This window comes from Micromonospora chaiyaphumensis, assembly GCF_900091435.1.
Classification (GTDB): Bacteria; Actinomycetota; Actinomycetes; order Mycobacteriales; family Micromonosporaceae; genus Micromonospora; species Micromonospora chaiyaphumensis.
Window position 1 is genome coordinate 162,556 of record NZ_FMCS01000010.1, and the last position, 24,935, is coordinate 187,490.

Sequence of the window (24,935 nt, forward strand, 5' to 3'; positions counted from 1 at the left end):
GTGGACGAGAGCCTGCGCGCCGTCGAGCACGAACTGACCGCGCTCCTGCGGCGTGGGCGCTCCCTGTCCTGGGAGATCGCCCGCGAGGTGCATCCCAACCTGGAGCCGAACGCCTACGGCCTGCTCCTCTGGTTGCGCCGGTCCGGCTCGATCCGGCTCACGGACCTGGCCGTCAAGCTGGGCATCGGCAAGGGCACGCTGAGCCGGCAGATCGGCGGCCTGGAGGCGCTGGGGCTGGTCCGCCGCGACCCGGACCCCACCGACCGGCGGGCCGCTCAGCTCAGCCTCACCGAGGAGGGCACCCGCCGGTTCGACGCGGCACGGGCGGCCCGACTCGAACAGATCCGGCGTTCGCTCGAATCCTGGCCGAAACAGGACGTCGAGGACTTCGCCCGGCTCATGCACCGGTTCAACGAGACCTTCTGACCGGATCCGCCCTGGAATAAGACCTGCGCCACGTGAGGTTGTTGCTTGAGGCAACCAAGCCATACGGTTGCCCGAAGCAACTCCTTCCCCCGTCTTTCTCCGGAGGCAATCCACGATGACGCAGGCGACAGCGCCCACCCGGGCGACCGCCGTCGACATGTCCCACCGGCAGATCCTGGAGGCGCTCTCCGGCCTGCTGCTGGGCATGTTCGTCGCGATCCTCTCCTCCACGGTCGTCTCGAACGCGCTGCCGCGGATCATCACCGAGCTGCACGGCGGCCAGTCCGCGTACACCTGGGTGGTCACCTCGACGCTGCTGGCGACCACGGCGACCACCCCGATCTGGGGCAAGCTGGCCGACCTGACCAGCAAGAAGATCCTGGTCCAGCTGGCCCTCACGATCTTCGTGCTGGGCTCGGTGCTGGCCGGGCTCTCCCAGTCCACCGGCCAGCTCATCGCCTGCCGGGTGCTCCAGGGCGTCGGCGCGGGCGGCCTCACCGCCCTGGCCCAGGTGATCATGGCCACGATGATCGCGCCGCGCGAGCGCGGCCGGTACAGCGGCTACCTCGGCGCCGTGATGGCCGTCGGCACCATCGGCGGCCCGCTGATCGGCGGCGTCATCGTCGACACCGACTGGCTCGGCTGGCGCTGGTGCTTCTACGTGGGCGTGCCGTTCGCCGTTCTCGCCCTGGTCGTGCTCCAGAAGACCCTGCACCTGCCGGTGGTCCGGCGCGAGGCGAAGATCGACTGGTGGGGCGCCACCCTGATCACCGCGGCCGTCTCGCTGCTGCTGATCTGGGTCACGCTGGCCGGCGACAAGTACGACTGGGTGTCCTGGCAGAGCGCCGTCATGGTGGCCGGCGCCGTGCTGCTCGGCGCGCTCGCCCTCCGGGTGGAGAACCGCGCCGCCGAGCCGATGATCCCGCCGCGCCTGTTCCGCAACCGCACCATCACCCTCGCCGTGATCGCCAGCATCGCGGTCGGCGTGGGCATGTTCGGGGCCTCGGTCTTCCTCGGCCAGTACTTCCAGATCAGCCGCGGCGAGAGCCCGACCATGTCCGGCCTCATGACCCTGCCGATGATCCTCGGCCTGCTGGTCGCCTCGACCGTGGTCGGCCGCATCATCACCAACACTGGCCGCTGGAAGCGCTACCTGGTCACCGGCTCGGCGCTGCTCACCGCCGGCTTCGCGCTGATGGGCACCATGCGGGCGGACACCCCGTACTGGCGGCTCGCTGTGTTCATGGCGCTGATCGGCCTCGGCCTGGGCATGACCATGCAGAACCTGGTCCTCGCCGTGCAGAACACCGTCGGCCCGCACGAACTCGGCGCGGCCAGCTCGGTGGTGGCCTTCTTCCGCAGCCTCGGTGGTGCCATCGGGGTGAGCGCGCTCGGCGCGATCCTCGGCCACAAGGTCAAGGACTACCTCGCCGAGGGGCTCGCCGGGCTCGGCATTCCGGCGTCCAGCTCCGGCAGCGGCGGTACCCTGCCGAACGTGCACACCCTGCCCGCACCGATCCGCGCGGTCGTCGAGGCCGCGTACGGGCACGGCGCCGGGGACATCTTCCTGGCCGCCGCCCCGTTCGGGCTGATCGCGCTGCTCGCGGTCGTGTTCATCAAGGAGGTGCCGCTGCGCCGCAACAACGGCGACGCGATCTCCGCCGAGGTCGAGCGGGAGTCCACCGTCGCGGCCGGCGCCGGCGCCCCGGTGGTACGCACGGGCGGGCGGGACTGACCGATGGACGCCCCCGAGCGTGAGAAGTACGGCCCGGAGGCCCGGCCGCTGCCGTTCGAGCGCGGCACGGACGGGCCCCGGGTGGTGCTGGTCGGCGTCGACGGCAGCCGCACCTCGCTGCGCGCCGCCTCGTACGCGGCCGGGCTGGCCCGCCGGCAGGGCGCCGGCCTCGTGGTCGTCTTCGTCAGCTCGCCGTCCCCGTACACCGCGATCATGTCGGGCGTGGTGGCCGGGGCGGTGCAGCAGACCCAGGACGAGCTGGCCGCCGAGCTGCGCGAGGAGTGCCGGCGCGGCGCGGAGGAGCTGGGCCTGCCGGTGACCTTCCTGTGCCGGCGCGGCGACGCGTACGCCGAGCTGGCCAAGGCCGCCGACGAGCAGCGCGCGGACCTGGTGGTCGTCGGGTCCTCCGAGCAGGCCGGCCACAAGCTGGTCGGCTCGGTCGCCACCCGGCTGGTCCGCACCGGCCGCTGGCCGGTCGTGGTGGTGCCCTGAAATCCGGTCGCGACCGTCGCACCCGCGCCGGAGGATGGCCGGATGACCTGGAGAGCACCCGAGATCGACCGCAGCCACGAGCCCTACGTCGGCGACGAGCGCACCATGCTGGAAGGCTGGCTCGACTACCACCGCGACACCCTGCTCCACAAGTGCGCCGGCCTGACCGCCGAGCAGCTCCGGACGGCGAGCGTCGAGCCGTCAACCCTGACCCTGCTCGGGCTGGTCCGCCACCTGGCCGGTGTGGAGCGCTGGTGGTTCCGGATCCGCGCCGCCGGGGAGGACGTCCCCGTCCTCTACGACGACGACGAGGACGAGGACGCGGATCTGAACGCCGTCGCCGACGCCGACCCGGAGGAGACCCTCGCCACCTTCCGCGCCGAGGTCGAGGCGGCCCGGAAGACCGCCGCCGGCCTGTCCCTGGACCACACCTTCCGGCGCCCCCGCCGAGACGGCACCGCCGACGAGATGAACGTCCGCTGGGTCTACGTGCACATGATCGAGGAGTACGCCCGGCACAACGGCCACGCCGACCTGATCCGCGAGCGCATCGACGGCGTCACGGGCGACTGACCGCCCAGCCTCAGTACGCCAGCGCGGCCCGCAGGTAGCGCAGGTCGGCCGGGCCGCTCCAGCGGTGCGCCGAGAGCCCGGCCACCCGCGCGCCGGCCACCGACCGGTCCTCGTCGTCGACGAACAGCACCCGGGCCGGGGGCGTCCCCAGCGCCTCGCAGGCCGCCTGGAAGTACTCCTTCGCCGGCTTGTGCACCCCGATCACCGAGGAGTTGACCACCACGTCCAGCTCGTCGGTCAGATCCAGCGCGGCCAGGTCGGCGTCGAGCACGTCGGTGGCGTTGGTGCCCAGCCCGACCCGCACGCCTGCCGCCCGGACCTCGCGGATGAAGGCGAGCACCTCGGGGTCGACCTCGCCCCGGTAACGCTGCCACGCGTCCACGGCGGCTCGGGCCCGGCCCGGGTCGCCGACCGAGGGGGTCAGCGCGTCGGCCACGCTCGTCATCCACTCGGCGTGGCTGACCTTGCCGGTGAGGACCGGCTGGAGCAGGCCCCAGGACATGGCGATCTCGCCGAGGACGCCCTCGCTCAGCCCGTACTCCCGCTCGACCCGCGCGGCCACCGCCGGGTCCCAGTGGCGCAGCACGCCGTCGAAGTCCACCAGGAGCGCCGTGGCGCGTTCCCGACTCACTCGCTTGTCTCCTGACCCTCGTCGTCGGCCCGGTTGAGCCGCTGGCTGATCACCTGGGTGACCCCGCTGCGCATGGTCACGCCGTAGAGCGCGTCGGCGATCTCCATGGTGCGCTTCTGGTGGGTGATCACGATGAGCTGGCTCTTCTCCCGGAGCTGGGCCAGCAGCGTGATCAGGCGGCCCAGGTTGACGTCGTCGAGGGCCGCCTCCACCTCGTCCATGATGTAGAACGGACTGGGCCGCGCGCGGAAGATCGCCACAAGCATGGCCACCGCGGTCAGCGACCGCTCGCCGCCGGAGAGCAGCGACAGCCGCTTGATCTTCTTGCCGGGCGGCCGGGCCTCGACCTCGACGCCGGTGGTGAGCAGGTCCTCCGGGTCGGTGAGGACCAGCCGGCCCTCGCCACCGGGGAAGAGCACGGTGAACACCTGCTCGAACTCCCGCGCCGTGTCCTCGAACGCGCTGGCGAAGACCTCCAGGATCCGGTCGTCGACGTCCTTGACCACGGTGAGCAGGTCGCGGCGGCTGGCCTTCAGGTCCTCCAGCTGCTCGGAGAGGAACTTGTAGCGCTCCTCCAGCGCGGCGAACTCCTCCAGCGCGAGGGGGTTGACCTTGCCGAGCAGGGCCAGTTCCCGCTCCGCCTTGGCGGCCCGCTTCTCCTGCACCGGCCGCTCGTAGCGGACCGGCTCGGGCAGCGGCGTGCCCTCCTTCTCCGCGGCGGCGACGTCGGCGTCGGTGGGCGGGACGAGCTGGTCGGGGCCGTACTCGGCGATCAGGGTGGCCACGTCGAGGCCGAAGTCCTCGGCCGCCTTCGCCTCCAGCTGCTCGATGCGCAGCCGCTGCTCGGCGCGGGCCACCTCGTCCCGGTGCACCTGACTGGTCAGCCGCTCCAGCTCGGCGCCGAGCCGCTTGGCCGCGCCGCGTACCTCGGAGAGCTCGGCCTCGCGGGCGGCGCGCTCGCGGGCGACGGCGTCGCGGTGCTCCTCGGCCCGGGCGATCGAGACGGTGAGCCGGGTGAGCGCCTCGCGGGCCCCGCCGACCACGGCCCGCGCGATCTCCGCGCCCCGGGTGCGGGCCGCGCGCCGGGCGGCGGCGCGCTCCCGCGCGGCCCGCTCGGCGGTCGCCTGCCGGGCGAGGGAGTCGGCCCGGCCGGCGATCGAGGAGACCCGCTCCTCGGCGGTACGCACGGCGAGCCGGACCTCCATCTCGTTCTGCCGGGCCTGCGGCACCATGGCGGCGAGCTGGTCGCGTTCCTCGGTGGACGGTTCGGCGTCGAGCGGGGTGGCCTCGGCCAGCCGGAGCCGCTCCTCCAGCTCGGCGAGGGCCTGGAGGTCGCGTTCCCGGGCCGCCTCGGCGCGGGCCCGGGACTCGCCGAGCCGGTCGGTCTCCGCCTTGGCCGACCGGGCGGCCGCGCCCAGCTCGGCGAGGCGGCGGGCGGCGGCGTTGCGGTGGCTCTCCGCCTCCCGCTTGGCCGCGGCGGCGTGCTGCACGGCCTCCTTGGCGGCGGCCACCTCGGCGCGCGCCTCGACCAGTTGCTCGCGCAGCTCGGCGCTGGTCCGCTCGGCGGTGGCCCGGTTGGCCCGCGCCTCCTCCACGGCCGCCTGCACCTCGATGTAGCTGGGCGCCTTGGCCGACCCGCCGGCCGCCGCGTACGCCCCGACCACGTCGCCGTCCGGGGTGACCGCGCGCAGCTCCGGGTTGCCCGCGACCAGCTCGGCCGCGGCGGCGAGATCGTCGACGAGCACCACGTCCCGCAGCGCCCGGTGCACCGCGGGCCGGATCTCGGCGGAGCACTCCACGAGGTCGGGGGCCCAGCGGGCGCCGTCGGGCAGCTTCGGGCGCAGCGCGTCGGCAGAGCCGGACATGCCGGGGCCGGCGGGGCTGCCCACCAGCAGCCCGGCCCGGCCCGCGTCGGAGATCTTGAGCAGCCGCATGGCCTCGACGGCCTCGTCCACGCCGGTGACCGCGACGGCGTCGGCGAGCCCGCCGAGCGCGGCGGCGAGCGCCGCCTCGTTGCCGGGGGCGACGGTGAGCAGCCCGGAGAGGCTGCCGAGCAGGCCGGGCACCTGGTCGGCGCGGGCCAGCAGGGCGCCCGCGCCGTCCTTGCGGCGCAGGCCGAGCGCGAGCGCCTCCTCGCGGGCCTTCCAGGTCGCCGCGTCCTTCTCGGCGGCCCGCTCGGCGTCGGCGAGGCTGCGCACGGCGGCCTGGGCCTGCTCGTGGACGGCGACCGCCTCGGCGTGCCGGGCGTCCAGGTCGGCGTTGTCCCGATCGGCCTCGGTGGACTGTTCGGCGACGGCGTCCAGGTCGGCCTGGGCCTTCTCGGCGCGGGACAGGGCGTCGGTGTGCGCGGCGGCGAGCCGTTCGATCTCCTCGCCGGCGCTGGTGGTGCGGGCCCGGGCGGAGTTGACCTGGCCGGTCAGCCGCGCCAGGCCCTCGCGGCGGTCGGCGATGGCCTTGGCCGCGGCGACCAGTTCCCGCTCGGCGGCGGCGAGCTGCCGCTCCAGCTCCTGGCGGTGCTCGACCGCCTCGGCGAGCCGGATCTGGTCCTCGGTGAGCGCCGCCCGCAGCTCCTCCTCCTGCTCGCGGACCCGCCGGGACTCGGCCTCCAGTTGCTCGGGGTCGCGGCCGGGGCGCTCGTCGTCGCCGGTGGCGCTGAGGTGGCGCAGCCGTTCCCGGGCGAGCTGCTCGATGGAGCGGAACCGCTCCTGGAGCGCGGAGAGCTTGTACCAGGTGTCCTGGGCCGCGGCGAGCAGCGGGGCGTCCTCGGCCAGCGCCGCCTCCAGCTCGCCGAGGCGGGCCTGCACCTCGCCGTGCTCGCCCTCGATCTGCTCGCGCCGCTCACGCAGCGCGGTCTCGTCGGCGATCTCCCGGTCCAGGGTGGTGCGCAGGGTGTGCAGGTCGTCGGCGAGCAGCCGCAGCCGGGCGTCGCGCAGGTTGGCCTGGATGGCGGCGGCCCGGCGGGCCACCTCGGCCTGCCGGCCCAGCGGCTTGAGCTGGCGGCGCAGCTCGGCGGTGAGGTCGGTGAGCCGGTTGAGGTTGGTCTGCATCGCGTCGAGCTTCCGCAGCGCCTTCTCCTTGCGCTTGCGGTGCTTGAGGACGCCGGCCGCCTCCTCGATGAACGCCCGCCGGTCCTCCGGCTTGGCGTGCAGCATGCCGTCGAGCCGGCCCTGCCCGACGATGATGTGCATCTCCCGGCCGATGCCGGAGTCCGAGAGCAGCTCCTGGATGTCCAGCAGCCGGCAGGAGTCGCCGTTGATCTCGTACTCGCTCTCGCCGGAGCGGAACATCCGGCGGGTGATGGAGACCTCGGTGTACTCGATCGGCAGCGCGCCGTCGGTGTTGTCGATGGTGAGGGTGACCTCGGCCCGGCCCAGCGGCGCCCGCCCGGCGGTGCCGGCGAAGATGACGTCCTCCATCTTGCCGCCGCGCAGCGCCTTGGCGCCCTGCTCGCCGAGCACCCAGGCGATGGCGTCGACGACGTTGGACTTGCCGGAGCCGTTCGGGCCGACCACGCAGGTGATCCCGGGCTCCAGCTTCAGCGTCGTCGCGGAGGCGAAGGACTTGAAGCCCTTCACCGTCAGGCTCTTGAGATGCACCTTCTCGATCCTCGTCCGGTGGCCGCCGTACCGTCGCCGGCTGCGCGGACCTGGCGAACCCGCAGACTAACCCGCGGGCGGGGAGAGCCTGGTACGCGACCCACCCGGTGCCGGACGTGTCCGGTTTCCGGCGGTGTGGCGCACGCCACGGGAAAGTGCAAGATCAGAATTGCGGGACGCAATTCCGGAACGGCCCGTCAAGATCGCGGAATGCGCGGCCCGAAAACAAAAAGCTGCGCGCCGGCACTGGGTGTCGGCGCGCGTTTTCTGTGTGGTGCGATTCAGTTTTCCGGGCGACCGGAGATCAGGTCAGCGCGGGCTCGGCCAGACGGAGGAGGTCGTCGGCCTCCGCCGCAGCCGCCGCAAGCCGATCGTTGTCGGCACGCAGACGCGTGATCTCGAACTCCAGTGCCTGAACCCTGGCACGCAGTCGGGTGACCTCGTCGAGCAGACGCCGGTCGGGCGCTGCACCTACGTGGCCGTAGAGGGCCTTCGCCATGCTGACTCCTTGATATGCGCTGCCGGAAAGGCCGGCCAACGCGCGCCCACTGATGTTCGCGGCTGCCACCCCCGCGAAATCCGGGCATGGCTGGGCGCGACTGGCGACACCTATATATTGAGCCGAAACCCCCTCCTTCGTCAAGTTCCTGCAGGCCGTAGATCATCTCCACGTCCACCGGTCCACTTGTCGGGGGGCTGCCACAAGGCGCGGACACGCTCTGTCCGGACGCCTTTACTGTACGCCCGGGAATGTGTGAACGCCTCACCCTTGCTGTCTGGTTCCCCTTAACTCTTTCTTAGCCACGTTGCCGCAGCTCGCGGGCCGCCCGTAGCGTCACTGCGGCCCGCAACCGACCCGTGGAGGGGACAGGCGTGTACCGCTGGACCGACCCGATCGAACCGGATGGCGTTCCCCGACGCCCCGAGCCGCCGACCGACGAGGGACCGGCCTGGCTCACCGACCGGCCCGAGCCGCGGTCGTCATACCTCTTCGGGGACGAGCCGGCGCAGCCCGGCCCGGACCGGACCGAGCCGCCCACCGGCACCTGGGGGGCCGACGCCCCGACGACGCCGTGGCGGGACGACCACACTCCCGAGCGCACCGGCCACCTCCCCACCGCCGGCGCCGGGACGCACGGGTGGGCCGACGCCGGGCGGTACGCCGACGCCGACCGGACCGGGTACTCCCCGGCCGTCGAGCCGCCGGCGTACGGCCCGGCGGCCCACCCGGGCGGCGCGCCGATGCCTCCCTACGAGCCGATGTCCCCCTACGAGCGGGCCGGCGGCTGGCACCCCGAGGAGCAGCACACCGCCTGGCAGCAGCCCGTGGACGAGCAGCACACCGCCTGGCAGCAGCCCGTGGACGAGCGGGCCGGCGCCTGGCAGCCGAGCGTGGACGAGCGGTCGACGGGCTCCTGGCAGCCGGCCACCGACGCCGCGGACGACGACACCGGCCGGCACCGGCAGCGGCGCCGACTGCGGCGTCCCCTGCTCATCGGTGGGGCCGCCGCGGCGGCGACCCTCGTGGTGAGCCTCGGCGTGGGCGCCCTGGTGCTGCCCGACGGTGACCAGCCGACCGAGCCGACCTCCGCCGACGGGCCGGTGGCCGCCGCCCCGCTCGCGACCGACGGCGCCGAGGACGCCCCGGGCGACGCCCTCGCGCCGGAGTCGGCCAGCCCGAGCGCCGCGCCGACCAGCGCCCGGCCCACCCCGAGCAGGAAGCCGACCCCGAAGCCGAGCCGGACCACCGCCCCGTCCCGGCAGCTGCCGCGGAGCACCGCGCCGAGCAGCACGGGCGCCACGACGGCCTCGGCCAAGGGCCTCACCGCCGAGCTGCGGGAGGTCGTCACCCTGGTCAACCAGGAGCGGGCGAAGGCCGGCTGCAAGGCGCTGACCGTCGACGACAAGCTGACGCTCGCCGCCCAGCGGCACAGCCAGGACCAGGCCGACCACAAGAACATGACCCACGACGGCAGCGACGGCAGCGACGTGGGCGACCGGCTCGACCGGGTCGGCTACGCCTGGCGGTCGTACGGCGAGAACGTCGCCTGGAACCAGCAGAGCCCGGCTGCGGTGATGGACGCCTGGATGAACTCCCCGGGGCACCGGGCGAACATCCTGAACTGCTCGTTCACCGAGATCGGCGTGGGCGTGGCGCGGAGCAACGGGCCGTACTGGACGCAGGACTTCGGCACCCCGCGCTGACCGCGCGTCGTGACCGGGCCTGCGCTCGTTGACCGGGTGAGGTACGCCGGGGACGCCTGAGCCGTGCCGGCCCCGCGGCCGGCGCACCGGGGCCGCCGGAGACGTACCGGCAGGGGGCGGGGTGCCGCCCGCGACCCGGGAGCTGTCGATGCGGATGCGGCCGGCGTGGGCCGTGCCGCCCCGGGCGGCCCGCGTCCGCCGACGCGGGCCGCACCGGGGCGTTGCGGTGGTGCTGTCGGCGCTGCTGCTCGCCCCGGCGTCGGCCTGCCAGGAGCCGATCGTCCCACCCGGGGCGCCGACCCCGTGGCCGTCGGCGCACGCCCGGGACTGGCAGTGGCAGTGGCAGCTCACCGGCCCGGTGGACGTCACGGTCGACGCCGACGTCTTCCTGCTCGACCCCGTGCACACCACCTCCACCGAGACCGGCGCGCTGCGCGCCCGCAACCGGCGGTTGGTCTGCCAGGTACGGGTCGGCACGTACGCGACCGGCGAGCCGGACGCCAGCCGCTTCCCCGCCGCGGTACGCGGCACGGCGGTGCCCGGCCGGGCGAGCACCCGGTGGCTGGACGTCCGCCGGTGGGACTCGCTGGAGCCGGTGCTGGCCGACCGGTTCCGGCTCTGCCGGGGCAAGGGCTTCGGCGCCGTGGCGCTCGACGACGCGGACGCCTACCTGCACCGCACCGGCTTCCCGCTCACCTTCGACGACCAGTTGCTGTTCAACCGCCGGCTGGCCGAACTGGCCCGGCGGCTTGACCTCTCCCCCGGTCTCATCGACGACCTGCCGCAGGTGGCGGCGCTCGCCCCCGACTTCGACTTCGCGGTCAACCAGGAGTGCGTCCGCCGCGGCGGGTGCGACAAGCTACTGCCGTTCGTCGACGCGGACAAGCCGGTCTTCCACGTGGAGTACACGGGCGACCCGGCGCGGTTCTGCGTCACCACGGTCGGCTACGGCTTCGCCTCCATCCTCAAGGACCGCACCCTCGACGCCTGGCGCGAACCCTGCGCACTGCCCTGAGGGCATCCCGGTCAGATCGAACGACGTGCGAGGCGTGGCCGCCGTGGTGGTCGCAGGTGCCTCTCCTTGTGCTGCCGGACCATCTCGTCCCACACCTCCTGCGGGAAGTCGGGGTCCGGGGGTATCCACCTGTGGGAGTTGTCCGAGTAGTGGAACTTCTCGTCACCCGGCCCGAGCACGCTCACGGCATCCAGCCGAGGAAGCGACGATGGAGCGGCCCGGCCGGAGCCCAACCCATGTCCTGAGTGGCGGACACCAGGTGCGAGGCCATGTAGAGGGAAAGAGACAGCGGGGCGTTGTCGTACTCGGCGAGCAGTTGCCGACGGCGCGTGGGACAGGGCCAGGGCAGGCTGCACCCCGAGCAGGTCCAGATTGGTTGAACGGGTCCGTGATCAGTCATGGACCGGGCAGGTCTCTCGCGGCATACGACCACGATGCCGTTCAGCCGACCGGTTAGTCAACTGGCAATATCCAATAGACTAGCAATCATCGACCTACGTTCAGGCCATGGACCGAGGGCCGGGGCAGCTCATGGGGCCCTACGAGATCGCCCAGCGCTTAGGCGTGTCGCGGCAGCGGTTCCAGCAGCTCGCCAGGTATCCCACCTTCCCGAAGCCGTACCAGGAACTGCGCGGCATGAAGGTGTGGCTGGCCGACGACATCGAGCGCTGGATCAAGGAGTACCGCCAGCCCCGCCCCACCGAGGACGACACACCGGCCTGACAACTACACCGTCGCTACGCTTCGCCGGTGACGAATGATGCCGGTGCCGCGTTGGGTATCGAGGCCGCTCGCCGGTTGGCCCAGCTGGGCCTGGTGGACATTCAGCCAGGGCTCACCGACGCCGAGTTCCTCAGCATCGAACGGCGGTTCGGCTTCGAGTTCGCCGACGACCACCGGGCCTTCCTCACGGCCGGGCTGCCGGTCTGGACACCTGGCCACGACGACCACCCCGACAAGGCAAGCTGGGGCTGGCCGAACTGGCGGCAGCTCGACTCCACCACCCTGCACGAGCAGGTCGACTGGCCACTCGCGACCGCGCTCGACGGCATCCAGCGCGGCGAGTGGCCACCCGGGTGGAACCGTCGCCCGCACGACCTCGCCCGGCGTATCGCCAAGGCGCAGCGACTGCTCGCCGACGTGCCCCGGATGGTTCCCGTGTACGCCCACCGTTACCTGCCGGCCGGCCGCGGCTCCTCCGGGCATCCCGTGCTCTCCATCCACCGACTGACCGACATCATCGTGTACGGCAACGACCTCGCCCACTACATCGATCAGGAGTTCCGCGAGCCCCAGGTGACGGTGACTTTCTGGCGTGACTACGTGTGAGAGCCTGAGGCCCCGCCGGCTGTCGCAGGGCGGCTACGCCGTCACGTCCGGCTTCCAGTCCTGAGCGAGGAGCCCGAGCACCACCTCGTCGAGGAACTCGCCCAGCACCCAGGCCGAGGAGCGCAGCACGCCCTCGCGGACGAAGCCGTTGCGCTCGGCGGAGCGCAGCATCGCGGCGTTGTCGGCAAGTGTCTCGATCTGCAGCCGCTGGAGGCCGCGCACGACGAATCCGTAGTGGCACAGCACCGCCACCACGTCGGTGCCGTAGCCCTTGCCCCGCGCGGACGGGAGCAGGCCCAGGCCGATGTGCGCGGACCGGTTGTGGTTGTCGATGCCCCACAGCGTGGCGGTGCCGACCAGCGTGCCGCCGTCCAGCTCCACCACCGAGAACGAGACGCTTCCCTGCTCCTGGTCGTCCACCACGAGCCGCGGGTCCTTCGAGCCGGGCGTGATCGGCCGCCACGGCCCCCCTTCGGCCCGGGAGGAGTTGACCACGTCGTCGTAGAGCTCGGTTCGCAGGGTCGGGATGTCGTCCTCGTGCCGGGCCCTGAGCCCGACCGTGTTGCCCCTCAGCATGCGATTTTCCTACCGGACCGGACCGGTCATCGACAAACCGAAAGCACGGGATCGTGCTCCGCGTACCCCTGGAAGAAGCGGCACCGCCCCCGGCCTGGACGGGCGGGGGCGGTGCCGGGGGGAGCGGCGGAGGTCAGCCGGGGGCGCCGCCGGTGACCGGCGCCGGGGCGCCGGCGCCGCGCTGCGACGGGATGCCCGCGTGCTCGGCGCTGAGCGGGGTGGCCAGGTCCTCCAGGGACTTCCCCTCGGCCTTGACGCCGAGGGTCAGTTCGACCAGGCCGCCGATGATCATCACGGCGGCGCCGACCACGAAGGCGACGACGGTGTCGCCGACCTTGCCGGTGCCGACCAGCTTGGCGAAGAGCAGCGGGCCGGTGATGCCGCCGGCGGCGGTGCCGATCGCGTAGAAGAACGCGATGGCCATGGCCCGGGTCTCCATGGGGAAGATCTCGCTGACCGTCAGGTACGCGGCGCTGGCGCCGGCCGAGGCGAAGAAGAGCACCACGCACCAGCAGGCGGTCATGGTGACCGCGTTCAGCACGCCGGAGTGGAACAGCCAGGCGGTGCCGAGCAGCAGCACGCCCGAGCCGATGTACGAGCCGGCGATCATCGGCACCCGGCCGACGGTGTCGAAGAGCCGGCCCAGCAGCAGCGGGCCGAGCAGGTTGCCGACCGCGATCACGGCGAAGTAGTAGCCGCTGTTGCCCGGCGGGACGTCGAAGAACGTCTGGAGGATCTGGGCGAAGCCGAAGGTGATCGCGTTGTAGAGGAACGCCTGCCCGATGAAGAGCGCGAAGCCCAGCGTGGCGCGCTTCGGGTAGCGGGCGAACAGGGTCTTGGCGATCTCCAGGAAGTTGGTGCTCTTCCGCTGCCTGATCTCGATCCAGTTGTCGGCCTCGGTGAGGTCCTTGCCGGTCTCCCGCTTCACCTCGGCCTCGACCGAGTCGACGAGATGGTTCGCCTCGTCGGCCCGGCCGTGGATGAACAGCCACCGTGGGCTCTCCGGGACGTGCCGCCGGACCAGCAGGATCACCACGCCGAGCACCGCGCCCAGGCCGAACGCCACCCGCCAGCCCAGGTTGGTCGGCAGGCCGTTGAGCAGCGGCACGGTGAGCAGGGCGCCGAGCGCCGCGCCGAGCCAGAAGGTTCCGTTGATGATGATGTCGATGCGGCCGCGGTGCCGCGCCGGGATCAGCTCGTCGATGGCCGAGTTGATGGCCGCGTACTCGCCGCCGATGCCCATGCCGGTGAGGAACCGGAACAGGAAGAACCACCAGGTGTCGAAGGACAGCGCGGTCAGCGCGGTGGCGACCAGGTAGAGCCCGAGGGTCAGCAGGAACAGCTTCTTGCGCCCGAACCGGTCGGTGAGCCAGCCGAAGAAGAGCGCGCCGGTGCAGGCGCCGGCCACGTAGAGCGCGGCGGCCAGGCCGGTGACCTGGCTCTGGGTGATGCTCAGGCCGCTGCCCTCTTCGGCGAGCTTGCCGGACAGGTTGCCGACGATGGTCACCTCGAGGCCGTCGAGGATCCACACCGTGCCGAGGCCGATCACGATCATCCAGTGCCAGCGGGACCACGGCAGCCGGTCCAGGCGGGCCGGGACGTTGGTCCGTACGGTGCCGGTCCGCACGTCGGTGCTCATGACGCGCTCCGGGAGGCTGCGGTGGCCGGGGCGTGACGACGGGCCGCCGGCGGAAGCTGTTCGTCCATGGCGGCCCAGATGCCCCGCCGCCGCGGCCGTTAATCCTGCTGTGACAACCCGGTCACCGGACGAAGGGCGGACCGGACCGGCCCGCCCTCCCCCGTCCCCCGACTCAGCGGGCGCCGACCAGTTCCGGCGCCGGCGCGGGCGGCTCGGCCGGCGGGGTCGCCGCCCGGCCGCGCAGGAACCGCGGCGCCCACCAGTTCGCGTCGCCCAGCAGGGTCATCAGCGACGGCAGCACCACCGCCCGGATGATCGTGGCGTCCAGCAGGATCGCCGCGGCCAGCCCGATGCCGAGCTGCTTGAAGTCGATGGTGCTCAGCGTCGCGAAGATCGAGAACACCCCGACCATGACGATCGCCGCGCTCGTCACCACCCCTGCCGAGGAGGTGATCCCGTACGCCACGGCGTCCTTGTTCGACATGCCCTGGCGGATGCCCTCGCGGATCCGGCTGACCACGAAGACGTGGTAGTCCATGGACAGCCCGAACAGCACCACGAACAGGAACATCGGCAGCCAGGTGACGATCGCGTCCATCGAGGTGAAGCCGAGCAGCCCCTCCGCCCAGTCACCCTGGAAGACCAGGACCAGCAGGCCGTAGGCGGCCCCGGCGGAGAGCAGGTTCAGCAGGATCGAGGTGAGTGCCACCACCACGGACCGGAAGGTCCACGCCATCACCAGGAAGGTCAGCGCCAGCACGAAGGCCGCCACCAGGGGCAGCTTCGCCCAGATGTGGTCCGCGTAGTCCTCGCTGGCCGCCACGCCGCCGCCGACCGCGTACTCGACGCCGGGGATGCCGTTCAGCGCGGCCGGGACGAGGTCCTGGCGCAGCTCGTGCAGGGACCGGGACGCCTCGTCGGTGCGGCTCGCGTACGGCGTGGCCACCTCCAGCACCGACACCCGGCGGTCCTCCGACACCTTGATCTTCGGGCCGTCCCCCTCGGCCGGCGCGAAGAGCGGGTCGGTGGCGGCCCGGCCGGCCAGCCCGGTGAGGGCGGCATGCACCCGGTCGGCCTGGTCGGCCGGCGCCCGCACCGCAACGGTGTGGCTGGTGCCGTTGCTCGGGAAGGCCGCGGTGAGCCGGTCGTACGCCTGCATGGCCGCGGTGGTGCGGGGCACGTCCTCCATGCCGGGGAACTTCAGCTTCATGCCCAGCGCCGGGGCGGCCAGGGCGAGCAGCAGGCCGACCGAGACCACCAGGGTCGCCATCGGCGCGCGCAGCGCGGGCTTCAGCACGGCCGGCCAGAAGCGGGGCCGGGCCGGCTGGCCGTGCCGCCCGACGCGCGGGGCGGTGAGCCGCCACAGCAGCGGCACGCGGGGCCGGTCGACCCAGCGGCCCAGCTTGGCCAGGAGCGCCGGCAGCACGGTCAGTGAGCCGATCACGGCGACCGCGACCACCAGGATCGAGCCCACGGCCAGCGACGAGAAGATGGCGTCCTGGGCGAGCAGCAGCCCGGCCATCGAGATGATCACGGCGGTGCCGGAGACCACCACGGCGTGCCCGGAGGTCTCCGCCGCGATCTCCACGGCGTCGAGCCCGGAGCGGCCCTTGGCCCGTTCCTCGCGTTCCCGCCGGACGTAGAAGAGCGAGTAGTCCACGCCGACGGCCATGCCGATCAGCAGGATCACGCTGGCCGTGGTGTCGGTGGCCGGCACCAGGTGCGAGGCCAGGGTGGAGAGGCCCATGGCCGCGGCCACCGAGGAGAGGGCCAGCAGCACCGGCACGCCGGCCGCGATGAGCGCCCCGAACGCGATGATGAGGATGGCCAAAGTGACCGGCAGGCTGAGCAGCTCGGCCCGCTTGAAGTCCTTGCCGAGGGTGTCGTCGAGCGCCTTGCCGATCGACGGGCCGCCGACCTGCTCGACCCGCAGCGCCGGGTGCGCCTCCTGGACCTTCGCCGTGGTGTCGCGCAGCGGCTGCACCCGGTCCGCGGCGGTCTCCGGGTCGCCCGACATGGTGATCGGCACCAGCACGGCGTTGCCGTCCCGCGACGGCATGGGCGCGCCCACCGAGGCCACCCCGTCGACCTGCCGCAGCCGGGCCGTCGCGTCGTCGGCGGCGGCCTTCGCCGCGGCCGGGTCGAGCTTCCCCGCGAGCGGGGTGATCAGCACGTTCTCGGTGGCCGGCTCGTGGAAGCCCCCACTGTCGACGATCAGCTGGGCCCGCCCCATCTCGCCGATCGCCTGGTCGTCGTCGGTCGCCTCGTTCAGGCCGGCGGCGTTGCCACCGACGAAGCACACCGCCACGAACACCACCCAGAGCGCGATGGCCCGCCACGGATGCTCCGCACTCCACCGTGCCAGCCGCACGGTCACCGGTCGCCTGCCCATATCTGGGATCCCCCTCCAGACGTCGGCCCTGTGCCGACGTCTGCTGACGCTAGGGAGCGCGCCGGGCCCGGACATCGGGGAACGGCCCCCGCTCGTCCCCCATCCGTCGGGCCCCGGCCGGGCGGCCGGAACCGGGTCGGCCAACCGGACAGAACGGGATTTTCAGGGTACGACCGGGGGACCCGCCGGGCCGCGGCCGGTGCGGCACACCGGTGCAACCCCGAGCCGGCTCGGGGTCATCCCCGGAGGGTGCCCCGGGGGCGCGGCTGGCAGCGCGGGCAACTGTAGGAGGACCGGTTCATGAACGCCTCACGCCGGATCGGCGTGCCGCACCGCGGGCAGGGCTCCCCCTCCCGGCCGTACGCGTTCAGCGACCGGTCGAAGTAGCCGCTCTCGCCGTTGACGTTGACGTACAGCTCGTCGAAGCTCGTGCCGCCCTGCTTGATCGCCTCGCCGAGCACGTCCCGGACGTGGCCGAGCAGCCGGGCGGCCGCGGGGCCGGTCAGCGCGTCGGTCGGCCGGGCGCCGTGCAGCTTGGCCCGCCAGAGCGCCTCGTCGGCGTAGATGTTGCCGACACCGGAGATCAGCGTCTGGTCGAGCAGCGCCCGCTTCACCTCGGTGCGCCGCTTCCGCAGCGCCGCCACGAAGCCGGCGTCGGAGAACTCCGGGTCCATCGGGTCCCGGGCGATGTGCGCGATCTCGGCCGGCAGCTCCGCCCCGCCCTCGGAGACCGACAGCCCGCCGAACGTGCGCTGGTCGACGAAGCGCAGCTCCGGGCCGTCGTCGGCGAACCGGAACCGGACCCGCAGGTGCAGCTCGTCGGCCGCGCCGACCGGCTGGAGCAGCAGCTGGCCGGACATGCCGAGGTGCCCGATGAGGGCGTCGCCGCTGTCCAGGGGCAGCCACAGGTACTTGCCCCGGCGCCGCACGTCGGTGATCGTCCGGCCGGTCAGCACGTCGGCGAAGTGCTCGCCGCCCGGCTCGTGCCGGCGGACCGCCCGGGGGTGGCGCACCTCGACGGCGCTGATCCGCCGGCCGATGACCCAGTCGGCCAGCCCCTGCCGGACGGTCTCGACCTCGGGCAGCTCAGGCACGGCCCGCACCGGCCTCCGCGGCCTCGTCCGCCGCCTTCGCGGCGGCCTCCGCCTCGGCCTGCTCGGTCAGCGTGCGCCAGGCCGACTCGGCGGCCCGCTGCTCGGCCTCCTTCTTGCTGCGCCCCTCCGCGCCGCCGTAGCGGTTGCCGGCCACCACCACCCAGGCCGTGAAGGTCTTGAGGTGGTCCGGGCCGGTGCCCTCGATCCGGTATTCCGGAACGCCGAGCCCCAGGGCGGCGGTCAGCTCCTGGAGGCTGGTCTTCCAGTCCAGCGCCGCGCCCCGGCCGGCCGACTCGGCCATCAGCGGGTCGAACAGGCGGTGGATCACGATGGCCGCGGTGTCCAGGCCGTACTGGAGGTAGATCGCGCCGAGCAGCGCCTCCAGGGTGTCGGCCAGGATGCTCGCCTTGTCCCGGCCGCCGGTGGCCTCCTCGCCCTTGCCGAGCAGCAGGTAGGCGCCCAGCCCGTCCGGGCCGAGGCCGCGCGCCACGTCGGCGAGGGCGCGCATGTTGACCACGCTGGCCCGCAGCTTGGCGAGCTGCCCCTCGGGCAGGTCCGGGTGGTTGTGGAAGAGCGCCGTGGTGATCACCACGCCGAGGACCGAGTCGCCGAGGAACTCCAGCCGCTCGTTGGTGGGCAGGCCACCGTTCTCGTAGGCGTAGGAGCGGTGCGTCAGCGCGCGCTCCAGCAGTTCCGGGTCGAGCGACACCCCGAAGGCCGCCTCCAGGTGGCCGACGGGAGCACGCCGCCGCTTGTCGTTGGTCATGGTGCTACCTCGGTGTCGTTGCGGTCAGGTGCGGGATCGTGCGGGACGGCCTCGAGCACGGTCGAGACGGTGTCGGTGGCGCCCCGGCGCCACAGGTGGGCGGCGAGGGCGATGCCGGAGGCGACGTCGTCGGGCTGCGCCGCGCCGTGGCAGACCACCACGGTGCCGGCCACCCCGAGCAGGGCCGCCGCCCGCGGCGCGCCGCCGCTCGCCGGCGGCCCACCGGCCATCGCGTAGGCGCCTTCGATGGCCTTGAGCAGCACGTTTCCGGTGAAGCCGTCGGTGACCACCACATCGGCGCGGGCGCCGACGGCCACGTCGTACCCCTCGACCAGGCCGACGTAGCGGGCGCCGCAGGGCAGTGGCACGGCGGCGAGGGCCGGATCGGCGGAGCGGCGCAGGCGGTCGCCCTTGCCCGCCTCGGTGCCGACGGAGAGCAGCCCGACCCGGGGCGCGGCGACGGCGTGCGCCACGGCCGCGTAGGCGGCGCCGAGCACGGCGTGCCGGGCCAGGGTGGCGGGGCCGGGTTCCAGGGTGCCACCGACGTCCAGCAGCACCACGGGCCCCTCGACGGCGGGCAGGGTGGCGACCAGGGCGGGCCGGCGTACGCCGGGCCAGCGGCCGAGGCCGAGCGCGGCGGCGGTGACGGTGGCGCCGGTCGAGCCGGCGGAGACGAGCGCGTCGGCGATCCCGTCGCGGACGGCGTGCACGGCCGCGCGGACGGTGCTCTCCCCGCGGGCGGCGGTGGGATGGTCGGCCATGCCGACGGCGGTCCGCACCGGGCGGACGGTGACCCGGGAGCGCTGCTCCGGGTCGAGCGCACCGATCAGCCCGTCGGCGACCTCGCTGGGGCCGACGAGCAGCAGGTGCAGGTCGGGGTCGGTGCGCACCGCCCGCAGAGCGCCGTCAACCACGACGGCGGGAGCATCGTCCCCGCCGAGGAGGTCGACGGCGATCCGCGCGGTGCCCGGCTCCGTCGGGGCGCCGGCCGAGGAACGGCCGGCGGCGGAGGGAGCCGGGGCACCGGGCGAGAGCCGTGGTGCGTGCGTGACCCGACCGGTGGTCGGGGACGTCACTCGGCGTCCGGTCAGACCTCGAGGACCTGACGGCCGTTGTAGGTGCCGCAGACGGAGCAGGCGGCGTGCGGCAGCTTGGCCGACTTGCACTGCGGGCAGGCCACGGTCGCGACCGCCGCGGTCTTCCACTGCGCCCGACGGGCCCGGGTGTTGCTGCGCGACATCTTGCGCTTGGGGACGGCCACGGTTCTTACTCCTCTGTACGGGTCAGTTGCGACAGGCCCGCCCAACGCGGGTCGATCTGCTGATGGCTGTGGTCGGCCGGCAGATCGTCCCAGTGCACCCCGCAGTCGGGGCACAAGCCTGGGCAGTCCTCCCGGCAGAGCGGGTTGGTCGGCAGTGCGAGCACCACCGCATCCCGCAGCGCCGGCTCCAGGTCGATCAGATCGCCCTGCATCCGGCCCACCTCGTCCTCGTCGGTCGTGTCGTCCGTGGTGCTGTTCTCGTACGCGTACAGCTCCTGGATCGTCACGGCCACCGAGTCGTCGATCTCGCGCAGGCAGCGCCCGCACTCGCCCTTGACGGGACCGGTGACGGTCCCGGAGACGAGCACGCCCTCGGACACCGACTCCAACCTCAGGTCGAGGTCGAGGTCCGCACCCTCCGGCACGGTGATCAACTCCACGCCGAGGTCCGCCGGTGCCGGCACGACGCGCCGATGCGTACGCAACGCGCCAGGCCGACGCGGCAGGTCCCTCGTGTCGAGGACCAGCGGCGACCTGGGGTCGAGTGTGCTTGGCGTGTGTTTGGGCATAGTCAGACTCCGGCCGGGTGAGAGGCCGACAAAGAAGGTTACCTGGACGACCGGCGGACCGTCGAACCGGGGCGTCGTCCCTGGCCCGTCGGGTGCCGGCTGTCGGCCACCGGCCCGCGTGCCGCTGGCAAGGGTAGCGCGGCCACCGGCTGCCGGAGCGGCGCTCAGAAGGGCAGCGGGCGATCCGCCTCGTCCCCGGCGAAGGTGCCGATCTCCCGCAGCGCGTGCATCTTGTCCCGGCCGCGCTCTATCGAGGCGAGCGCCCGGGTCAGGAACTGCTCGAAGTTGGCCAGGGCGGTGTCGACGTAGTCGTCGACCTCGTCCCGCAGGCGCTGCGCCTCGGCCCGGGCCTCCGCGATGATCCGGGCGCCCTCGTGCTCGGCGGAGACGGTGATCTCGTTCACCGAGACCAGGCGGGCGTGTTCGGCCTCACCCTCGCTGATGATCCGGTCGGCCTCGCGCTTGCCGGCCTCCATGATCTTGTCCCGCTCCTCCAGCAGCGCGGCGGCCCGGCGCAGGTCGGCGGGAAGCTCCACCCGCAGCTCGTCCAGGGCGGCGATCATCTCGCCCCGGTCGACCATGCAGTTGTTGCGCGACATCGGCACGGAGCGGGCCTGCTCCACCATGGCGATCAGTTCGTCGATGCGATCGAGCGGGTCCACCGGCACCTCACTCCTGTCATTGGTCGGCCGACCTTCATGATGCGGCCTGCGCCCCGGTTCGGCGTTGCACACATCATGTCGGGCATCGGCCAGCGCCGCGCCACCCGCCCCCGCCCGGCGCGTCGCCCGCCGGGCCGCGCGGGCCCGTCAGCGGCGCAGCCGGGCCACGAGCTCCTCGCGGACCACGTCCGGGACGTGCGCGGAGATGTCGCCGCCCCACTTGGCCACGTCCTTGACGAGGCTGGAGGAGAGGAACGAGTAGAGCGGGTTGGTGGGCATGAAGAGCGTCTCCACGCCGGCCAGGCCGATGTTCATCTGGGCCATCTGGAGCTCGTAGTCGAAGTCGCTGACCGCGCGCAGGCCCTTGATCAGCACGCTCGCGTGCTGGGCACGGCAGAAGTCGACCAGCAGGCCGCGGAACGACTCGACCCGCACGTTGTCGTAGGACTTGGTCACCTCGCGGAGCATGTCGATGCGCTCCTCGACCGTGAACAGCCCCTGCTTCGACTGGTTGACCAGCACGCCGACGATCACCTCGTCGAAGAGCCGGCTCGCCCGGCCGATGATGTCGAGGTGTCCGTTGGTGACCGGGTCGAACGAGCCGGGACAGACCGCACGTCTCATGATCGGCGACCGTACCAAAGGGTGGTCTCGCCGTAGCGGCGGCTGCGCTCGCCAGTGACGCCCTCCACCCACTCGACCGGGCCCGTGCGGCTGGAGCGCTCGACGACCACGAGGGCGTCCGGGGCCAGCCAGCCTCCGCCGACCAGCGCGGCCAGCATCGCGGTGATCTCGCTGTCGGGTGTGGCGTAGGGCGGGTCGGCGAAGACCACGTCGTAGGGCCCGCCGTCCGGGCCGGCGGCGAGCACGGTCGCCACCCTGCCGGTGACCAGGCGCGCTGCCGGGGCGGCCCGGAGCGCGGCGACGTTCTCCCGGATCACCCGGGCGGCCCGGGGGTCGGACTCGACGAGCAGCACGTGGGCGGCGCCCCGGGACAGCGCCTCCAGCCCGACCGCGCCGGAGCCGGCGTACAGGTCGGCGACGCGGGCCCCGTCGAGGTCGAGTTCGGCCTGCACGGCGCTGAACAGCGCCTCCCGGACCCGGTCCGAGGTGGGCCGGGTGCCGGCACCGGGCGGCGCGGCGATCCGCCGGCCGCCGAGCGTCCCGCCCACGATCCGGGTCACCGTCGCTCCCTCCGCATGCCCCGACGCTACGCGATGCCCGAATTGGGGCGCACGGACCACCCGGCGCGACGGCCCGTCACGGGTCGTACATCAATGATCTCAAATCTATAACAGACCCTTTACGAGCCATCGGTAGCGGTAACGCCGTCCGTGTCGATTTCGCTAGGGTCTGCCCGGTTGTCGGCTCGCCTCACCGGCACCGGCATCGGGACGCCGCCGGCGCGGCAACCCCGCGCGCCCGCGGTCCCCGGCAACCAACCCCGAACCCCCTCAATCCGGGAGTACCCGTGATCCGTACCAGGCTGTCGCCGCGGCGACCGCTCGCCGTGCTGGGCGCCGCCCTGCTCGGCCTCGTCGGGGCAGTGGCGGTCTCCGCACCCGCCAGCGCCCACCACACCACCATCAAGGCCACCTCCGCCTGTGACCAGCTCACCGGAGAGCGGGTCCTCACCTGGACGGTGGAGAACAGCGAACGGGACAAGGCCGCCACGCTCCAGCAGGTCACGCCGAACCCGAAGACCGACGTGACCGTCGCCGTCGAGGGCGCCTCCCCCGTCCCGCTGGAGGGCACCGTCGTCCCCGACGGCGGCTCCGTCCAGGCGGTCCAGCGCGTGCCCGGCGACACCCGGTCGGCCTCGCTGACCATCTACGCGCTGTGGAAGGCCAACGGCCAGGAGCACACCGACACCGGCACCGTCGACCTGACCCGGGACCGCTCCTGCGCCCCGGCGCCCAAGTGCGTCGACCTCGACACGGCCACCTACAGCCACACCTTCAACGGACCGAAGGGCACCGCGACGGTCAAGCTCGACGGCGACCTGCCGCTCTGCGGCGACGGGAAGCAGTGGTTCACCCTCGTCTCCTACTTCGCCCCGCGCCCGCAGTTCGCCACCCCGCAGTACGTCCACGGCACCCCGGACAGCGACTGGATCGGCGGGACCAAAACCTCGATCGAGCTGACGGTCGACCTGCCCGACTGCAACACCCAGGTGGACCTGATCTGGGGCGACACGAGCCAGGTCATCGACCCGCTGACCGAGGACGGCAAGCGCTACGGCAACCTCAAGCTCGGCTCGCCGGGCGCACCCGGCAACCGGTCGCACGGCCCGCAGGGCTGGTACAACGGCGGCAGCCGCACCTGCGCCAACCCCGCCACGCTCTTCACCTCGAAGTGCGACGGCACCGTCGCCGTGGCGCTGAGCAACGACGGCAGCCTGAGCCGCTACCCGGTCGAGTTCGAGGTGCGCGGCGCGAACGGCTGGTCGAAGAAGGTGACCGTCGAGCCGGGCAAGGCGAACACCGACACCGTCGTTCCGGCCGCGAACGCCGGCACCGTCGAGGTGCTGGTCGACGGGAAGGTGGTCGACAAGGGCACCTACTCCTGGCAGCGCCCGAAGGACTGCGCGCTGCCGACGGTGGCCACCAAGGCCGACTGCGACACGTTCACCCTCACGGTGACCAACCCGAAGGGTGGCCTGCCGGTGAAGGCCGAGCTGACCTACGGCGGGCGCACCGAGACCCGGACGGTCGCGCCGGGCGGGACGGAGAAGGTGACCTTCCAGGCCGGCAAGGACGAGCAGGCCACCGTGGCCCTGCCCGACCTCGACCTGGAGATGCAGGCGGTCTACGCCCCCGAGGGGAACTGCGGCGGCAGCGGTGGCGGGGAGCCGGCCCTGCCGGTGACCGGCGCGGCGGCCGGCGTCCTGGCCGCGGTGGCCGGTGCCCTGGTGGCGGCCGGCGCGGTGCTCTTCGTGGTGACCCGGCGGCGGCGGATCCGCTTCACCGCCTGACGTACGCCTGATCCGAGGGCGCGCGGGCCACCCGGCCGGCGCGCCCTCGGCTCATTCCAGCTCGGCCTTCAGCAGCGCCGGATCGATCTCCGCCTGGTTGGTCAGCACCACGAGGCGGCGGTCCGAGTCGGGGAACCAGGCCGCCAACGCCTTGTAGCCACCGTTGTCCCCGGAGTGGTGCACCGCCCGCTCCCCGCCCAGCGGGCCGACGAAGAAGCCGTAGCCGTACGCCTCGCCGGGGCGGCCGGTAGGCGCGTGGGGGGCGGTCAGCACGGCCGCCGACGGCCCGAGCAGCCGGCCCCGGCGGGGCACGTCCAGCCAGGTCAGCAGGTCTGCGCCGGTGCACCAGACGTCCCCGGCGCCCATGCTCACCGTGTCCAGGTCCCAGGACGGCACCGGCCGACCGCCCTCGTGCCCGGTCGCCACGTCGTCCCGCCCGGCGGCCCCGCCGGCGAAGCTGCCCGTCATGCCCAGCGGCCCGAAGACCTCCTCGGCGAGGAACGCGGCGTACGGGCGGCCGGCCGCGCGCTCGACGGCCCGGGCCAGCAGGACGTAGCCGGGGCTGCTGTAGTGCCAGCCGGCGCCGGGGGCGAACAGGGGCGGCACGCCCGCGAAGACGGCCAGCAGCTTGTCGGGCTCGGCCGGGGCGGCCAGGTCGATCATCGGGTACTCCTCCCAATGACCCAGGCCCGAGGTGTGGGTGAGCAGGTGGTGCGGGGTGATCCCGGACCAGGCCGCCGGCGGGTCCGGCAGCCAGCGGCCGATCGGATCGTCCAGGCGCAGCGCGCCCCGCTCGGCCAGGAGCAGCACCGCGACGGCGGCCATCTGCTTGCTGATCGAGGCGATCTGGAACCGGGTCGCGGACGTGCAGGGCGACGCGGTGGCGGCGTCGGCCGCACCCGTGACCCGGGACATCAGGATCTCGTCGCCCTGGGCCAGCAGGAGCACGCCGCGGTCGAGAGAGGGTTTCGGCATCGGACGAGCCTAGGCCGGGACGGGC

24 protein-coding genes are annotated in these 24,935 nt (G+C 73.2%); 9 read left to right on the plus strand and 15 right to left on the minus strand.

Annotated elements, in window-relative coordinates; genetic code table 11:
* From GA0070214_RS24885 to GA0070214_RS24900, 4 genes are all read left to right on the plus strand, one after another.
* Positions 1–426, plus strand: a complete 426-nt coding sequence (locus GA0070214_RS24885; protein ID WP_091268741.1) for a MarR family winged helix-turn-helix transcriptional regulator — start codon at positions 1–3, stop codon at positions 424–426.
* Between the two features lie 115 nt (positions 427–541).
* Entirely contained in the window at positions 542–2,161 is a 1,620-nt protein-coding gene (locus GA0070214_RS24890; protein WP_091268743.1) for an MDR family MFS transporter, read from the plus strand.
* Positions 2,162–2,164: 3 nt separating this feature from the next.
* Positions 2,165–2,653, plus strand: coding sequence for a universal stress protein (locus GA0070214_RS24895; protein ID WP_091268745.1), 489 nt, complete (start codon positions 2,165–2,167; stop codon positions 2,651–2,653).
* 42 nt (positions 2,654–2,695) lie between these two features.
* Positions 2,696–3,226, plus strand: coding sequence for a DinB family protein (locus GA0070214_RS24900; RefSeq protein ID WP_091268747.1), 531 nt, complete (start codon positions 2,696–2,698; stop codon positions 3,224–3,226).
* A 10-nt stretch (positions 3,227–3,236) separates the two neighbouring features.
* On the opposite strand, the gene GA0070214_RS24905 is transcribed toward GA0070214_RS24900, so the two are convergent.
* From GA0070214_RS24905 to GA0070214_RS24915, 3 genes are all read right to left on the minus strand, one after another.
* Positions 3,237–3,857, minus strand: a complete 621-nt coding sequence (locus GA0070214_RS24905; protein WP_091268749.1) for an HAD-IA family hydrolase — start codon at positions 3,855–3,857, stop codon at positions 3,237–3,239.
* Positions 3,854–7,453: a chromosome segregation protein SMC gene (gene smc / locus GA0070214_RS24910; RefSeq protein WP_091268751.1), complete on the minus strand. Its 3,600-nt coding sequence runs from the start codon at positions 7,451–7,453 to the stop codon at positions 3,854–3,856. The genes GA0070214_RS24905 and smc overlap by 4 nt, the downstream gene beginning before the upstream one ends.
* Before the next feature lie 304 nt (positions 7,454–7,757).
* On the minus strand, positions 7,758–7,952 hold the full coding sequence (locus GA0070214_RS24915; protein WP_007456482.1) for a hypothetical protein: 195 nt from the start codon (positions 7,950–7,952) through the stop codon (positions 7,758–7,760).
* Between the two features lie 374 nt (positions 7,953–8,326).
* Here GA0070214_RS24915 and GA0070214_RS24920 point away from each other — a divergent pair, with 374 nt between their 5' ends.
* From GA0070214_RS24920 to GA0070214_RS24940, 4 genes are all read left to right on the plus strand, one after another.
* Positions 8,327–9,658 carry a CAP domain-containing protein gene (locus GA0070214_RS24920; protein ID WP_091268754.1) on the plus strand — a complete coding sequence of 444 codons (1,332 nt, stop codon included), beginning with the start codon at positions 8,327–8,329 and terminating at the stop codon, positions 9,656–9,658.
* 121 nt (positions 9,659–9,779) lie between these two features.
* Entirely contained in the window at positions 9,780–10,673 is an 894-nt protein-coding gene (locus tag GA0070214_RS24925) for an endo alpha-1,4 polygalactosaminidase (RefSeq protein ID WP_244167842.1), read from the plus strand.
* Positions 10,674–11,180: 507 nt separating this feature from the next.
* A complete protein-coding gene (locus tag GA0070214_RS24935) occupies positions 11,181–11,396 on the plus strand; it encodes a helix-turn-helix transcriptional regulator (protein WP_244167843.1) in 216 nt (71 codons plus the stop codon).
* A 27-nt stretch (positions 11,397–11,423) separates the two neighbouring features.
* The gene (locus tag GA0070214_RS24940; protein WP_244167844.1) at positions 11,424–12,002 is read left to right on the plus strand and encodes a hypothetical protein; all 579 of its coding nucleotides are present in this window, start codon (positions 11,424–11,426) and stop codon (positions 12,000–12,002) included.
* A 33-nt stretch (positions 12,003–12,035) separates the two neighbouring features.
* On the opposite strand, the gene GA0070214_RS24945 is transcribed toward GA0070214_RS24940, so the two are convergent.
* From GA0070214_RS24945 to rsmD, 11 genes are all read right to left on the minus strand, one after another.
* Positions 12,036–12,578, minus strand: coding sequence for a GNAT family N-acetyltransferase (locus GA0070214_RS24945; protein ID WP_091268758.1), 543 nt, complete (start codon positions 12,576–12,578; stop codon positions 12,036–12,038).
* Positions 12,579–12,711: 133 nt separating this feature from the next.
* A complete protein-coding gene (locus GA0070214_RS24950) occupies positions 12,712–14,217 on the minus strand; it encodes an MFS transporter (RefSeq protein WP_091268759.1) in 1,506 nt (501 codons plus the stop codon).
* Positions 14,218–14,389: 172 nt separating this feature from the next.
* Positions 14,390–16,609, minus strand: coding sequence for an MMPL family transporter (locus tag GA0070214_RS24955; protein ID WP_091268761.1), 2,220 nt, complete (start codon positions 16,607–16,609; stop codon positions 14,390–14,392).
* 236 nt (positions 16,610–16,845) lie between these two features.
* A complete protein-coding gene (gene mutM, locus GA0070214_RS24960) occupies positions 16,846–17,703 on the minus strand; it encodes a bifunctional DNA-formamidopyrimidine glycosylase/DNA-(apurinic or apyrimidinic site) lyase (protein ID WP_091269031.1) in 858 nt (285 codons plus the stop codon).
* A complete protein-coding gene (gene rnc, locus GA0070214_RS24965; RefSeq protein WP_091268763.1) occupies positions 17,696–18,469 on the minus strand; it encodes a ribonuclease III in 774 nt (257 codons plus the stop codon). Before rnc ends, mutM begins: the two co-directional genes overlap by 8 nt.
* On the minus strand, positions 18,466–19,425 hold the full coding sequence (locus GA0070214_RS24970) for a phosphate acyltransferase PlsX (protein WP_244167850.1): 960 nt from the start codon (positions 19,423–19,425) through the stop codon (positions 18,466–18,468). Before GA0070214_RS24970 ends, rnc begins: the two co-directional genes overlap by 4 nt.
* Before the next feature lie 131 nt (positions 19,426–19,556).
* Positions 19,557–19,730 (minus strand): 50S ribosomal protein L32, encoded by a 174-nt coding sequence (gene rpmF, locus GA0070214_RS24975; protein ID WP_091268767.1) that lies wholly within the window; start codon positions 19,728–19,730, stop codon positions 19,557–19,559.
* A 5-nt stretch (positions 19,731–19,735) separates the two neighbouring features.
* The gene (locus GA0070214_RS24980) at positions 19,736–20,299 is read right to left on the minus strand and encodes a YceD family protein (protein ID WP_091268769.1); all 564 of its coding nucleotides are present in this window, start codon (positions 20,297–20,299) and stop codon (positions 19,736–19,738) included.
* 164 nt (positions 20,300–20,463) lie between these two features.
* Positions 20,464–20,961 carry an SPFH domain-containing protein gene (locus GA0070214_RS24985; protein WP_091269033.1) on the minus strand — a complete coding sequence of 166 codons (498 nt, stop codon included), beginning with the start codon at positions 20,959–20,961 and terminating at the stop codon, positions 20,464–20,466.
* Positions 20,962–21,108: 147 nt separating this feature from the next.
* Positions 21,109–21,585: a pantetheine-phosphate adenylyltransferase gene (gene coaD / locus GA0070214_RS24990; RefSeq protein WP_091268776.1), complete on the minus strand. Its 477-nt coding sequence runs from the start codon at positions 21,583–21,585 to the stop codon at positions 21,109–21,111.
* A complete protein-coding gene (gene rsmD, locus GA0070214_RS24995) occupies positions 21,582–22,145 on the minus strand; it encodes a 16S rRNA (guanine(966)-N(2))-methyltransferase RsmD (RefSeq protein ID WP_091268779.1) in 564 nt (187 codons plus the stop codon). Before rsmD ends, coaD begins: the two co-directional genes overlap by 4 nt.
* Positions 22,146–22,432: 287 nt before the next feature.
* Between rsmD and GA0070214_RS25000 the strand changes: the two genes are divergently transcribed.
* Positions 22,433–23,935 carry an LPXTG cell wall anchor domain-containing protein gene (locus GA0070214_RS25000; protein WP_091268780.1) on the plus strand — a complete coding sequence of 501 codons (1,503 nt, stop codon included), beginning with the start codon at positions 22,433–22,435 and terminating at the stop codon, positions 23,933–23,935.
* Between the two features lie 51 nt (positions 23,936–23,986).
* On the opposite strand, the gene GA0070214_RS25005 is transcribed toward GA0070214_RS25000, so the two are convergent.
* Complete coding sequence (locus GA0070214_RS25005; protein WP_091268781.1) at positions 23,987–24,910, minus strand: serine hydrolase domain-containing protein; 924 nt, start codon at positions 24,908–24,910, stop codon at positions 23,987–23,989.
* Between the last annotated feature and the right edge of the window lie 25 nt (positions 24,911–24,935).

What these genes read in the sequence shown, in the direction of transcription:
- GA0070214_RS24955 (WP_091268761.1), bottom strand. Translation starts at nt 16,609, where the DNA reads ATGGGCAGGCGACCGGTGACCGTGCGGCTGGCACGGTGGAGTGCGGAG.
- GA0070214_RS25005 (WP_091268781.1), bottom strand. Translation starts at nt 24,910, where the DNA reads ATGCCGAAACCCTCTCTCGACCGCGGCGTGCTCCTGCTGGCCCAGGGC.
- GA0070214_RS24980 (WP_091268769.1), bottom strand. Translation starts at nt 20,299, where the DNA reads ATGCCCAAACACACGCCAAGCACACTCGACCCCAGGTCGCCGCTGGTC.
- GA0070214_RS24895 (WP_091268745.1), top strand. Translation starts at nt 2,165, where the DNA reads ATGGACGCCCCCGAGCGTGAGAAGTACGGCCCGGAGGCCCGGCCGCTG.
- GA0070214_RS24900 (WP_091268747.1), top strand. Translation starts at nt 2,696, where the DNA reads ATGACCTGGAGAGCACCCGAGATCGACCGCAGCCACGAGCCCTACGTC.
- rnc (WP_091268763.1), bottom strand. Translation starts at nt 18,469, where the DNA reads ATGACCAACGACAAGCGGCGGCGTGCTCCCGTCGGCCACCTGGAGGCG.
- GA0070214_RS24935 (WP_244167843.1), top strand. Translation starts at nt 11,181, where the DNA reads ATGGACCGAGGGCCGGGGCAGCTCATGGGGCCCTACGAGATCGCCCAG.
- coaD (WP_091268776.1), bottom strand. Translation starts at nt 21,585, where the DNA reads ATGAGACGTGCGGTCTGTCCCGGCTCGTTCGACCCGGTCACCAACGGA.
- GA0070214_RS24945 (WP_091268758.1), bottom strand. Translation starts at nt 12,578, where the DNA reads ATGCTGAGGGGCAACACGGTCGGGCTCAGGGCCCGGCACGAGGACGAC.
- GA0070214_RS24890 (WP_091268743.1), top strand. Translation starts at nt 542, where the DNA reads ATGACGCAGGCGACAGCGCCCACCCGGGCGACCGCCGTCGACATGTCC.
- GA0070214_RS24950 (WP_091268759.1), bottom strand. Translation starts at nt 14,217, where the DNA reads ATGAGCACCGACGTGCGGACCGGCACCGTACGGACCAACGTCCCGGCC.
- GA0070214_RS24915 (WP_007456482.1), bottom strand. Translation starts at nt 7,952, where the DNA reads ATGGCGAAGGCCCTCTACGGCCACGTAGGTGCAGCGCCCGACCGGCGT.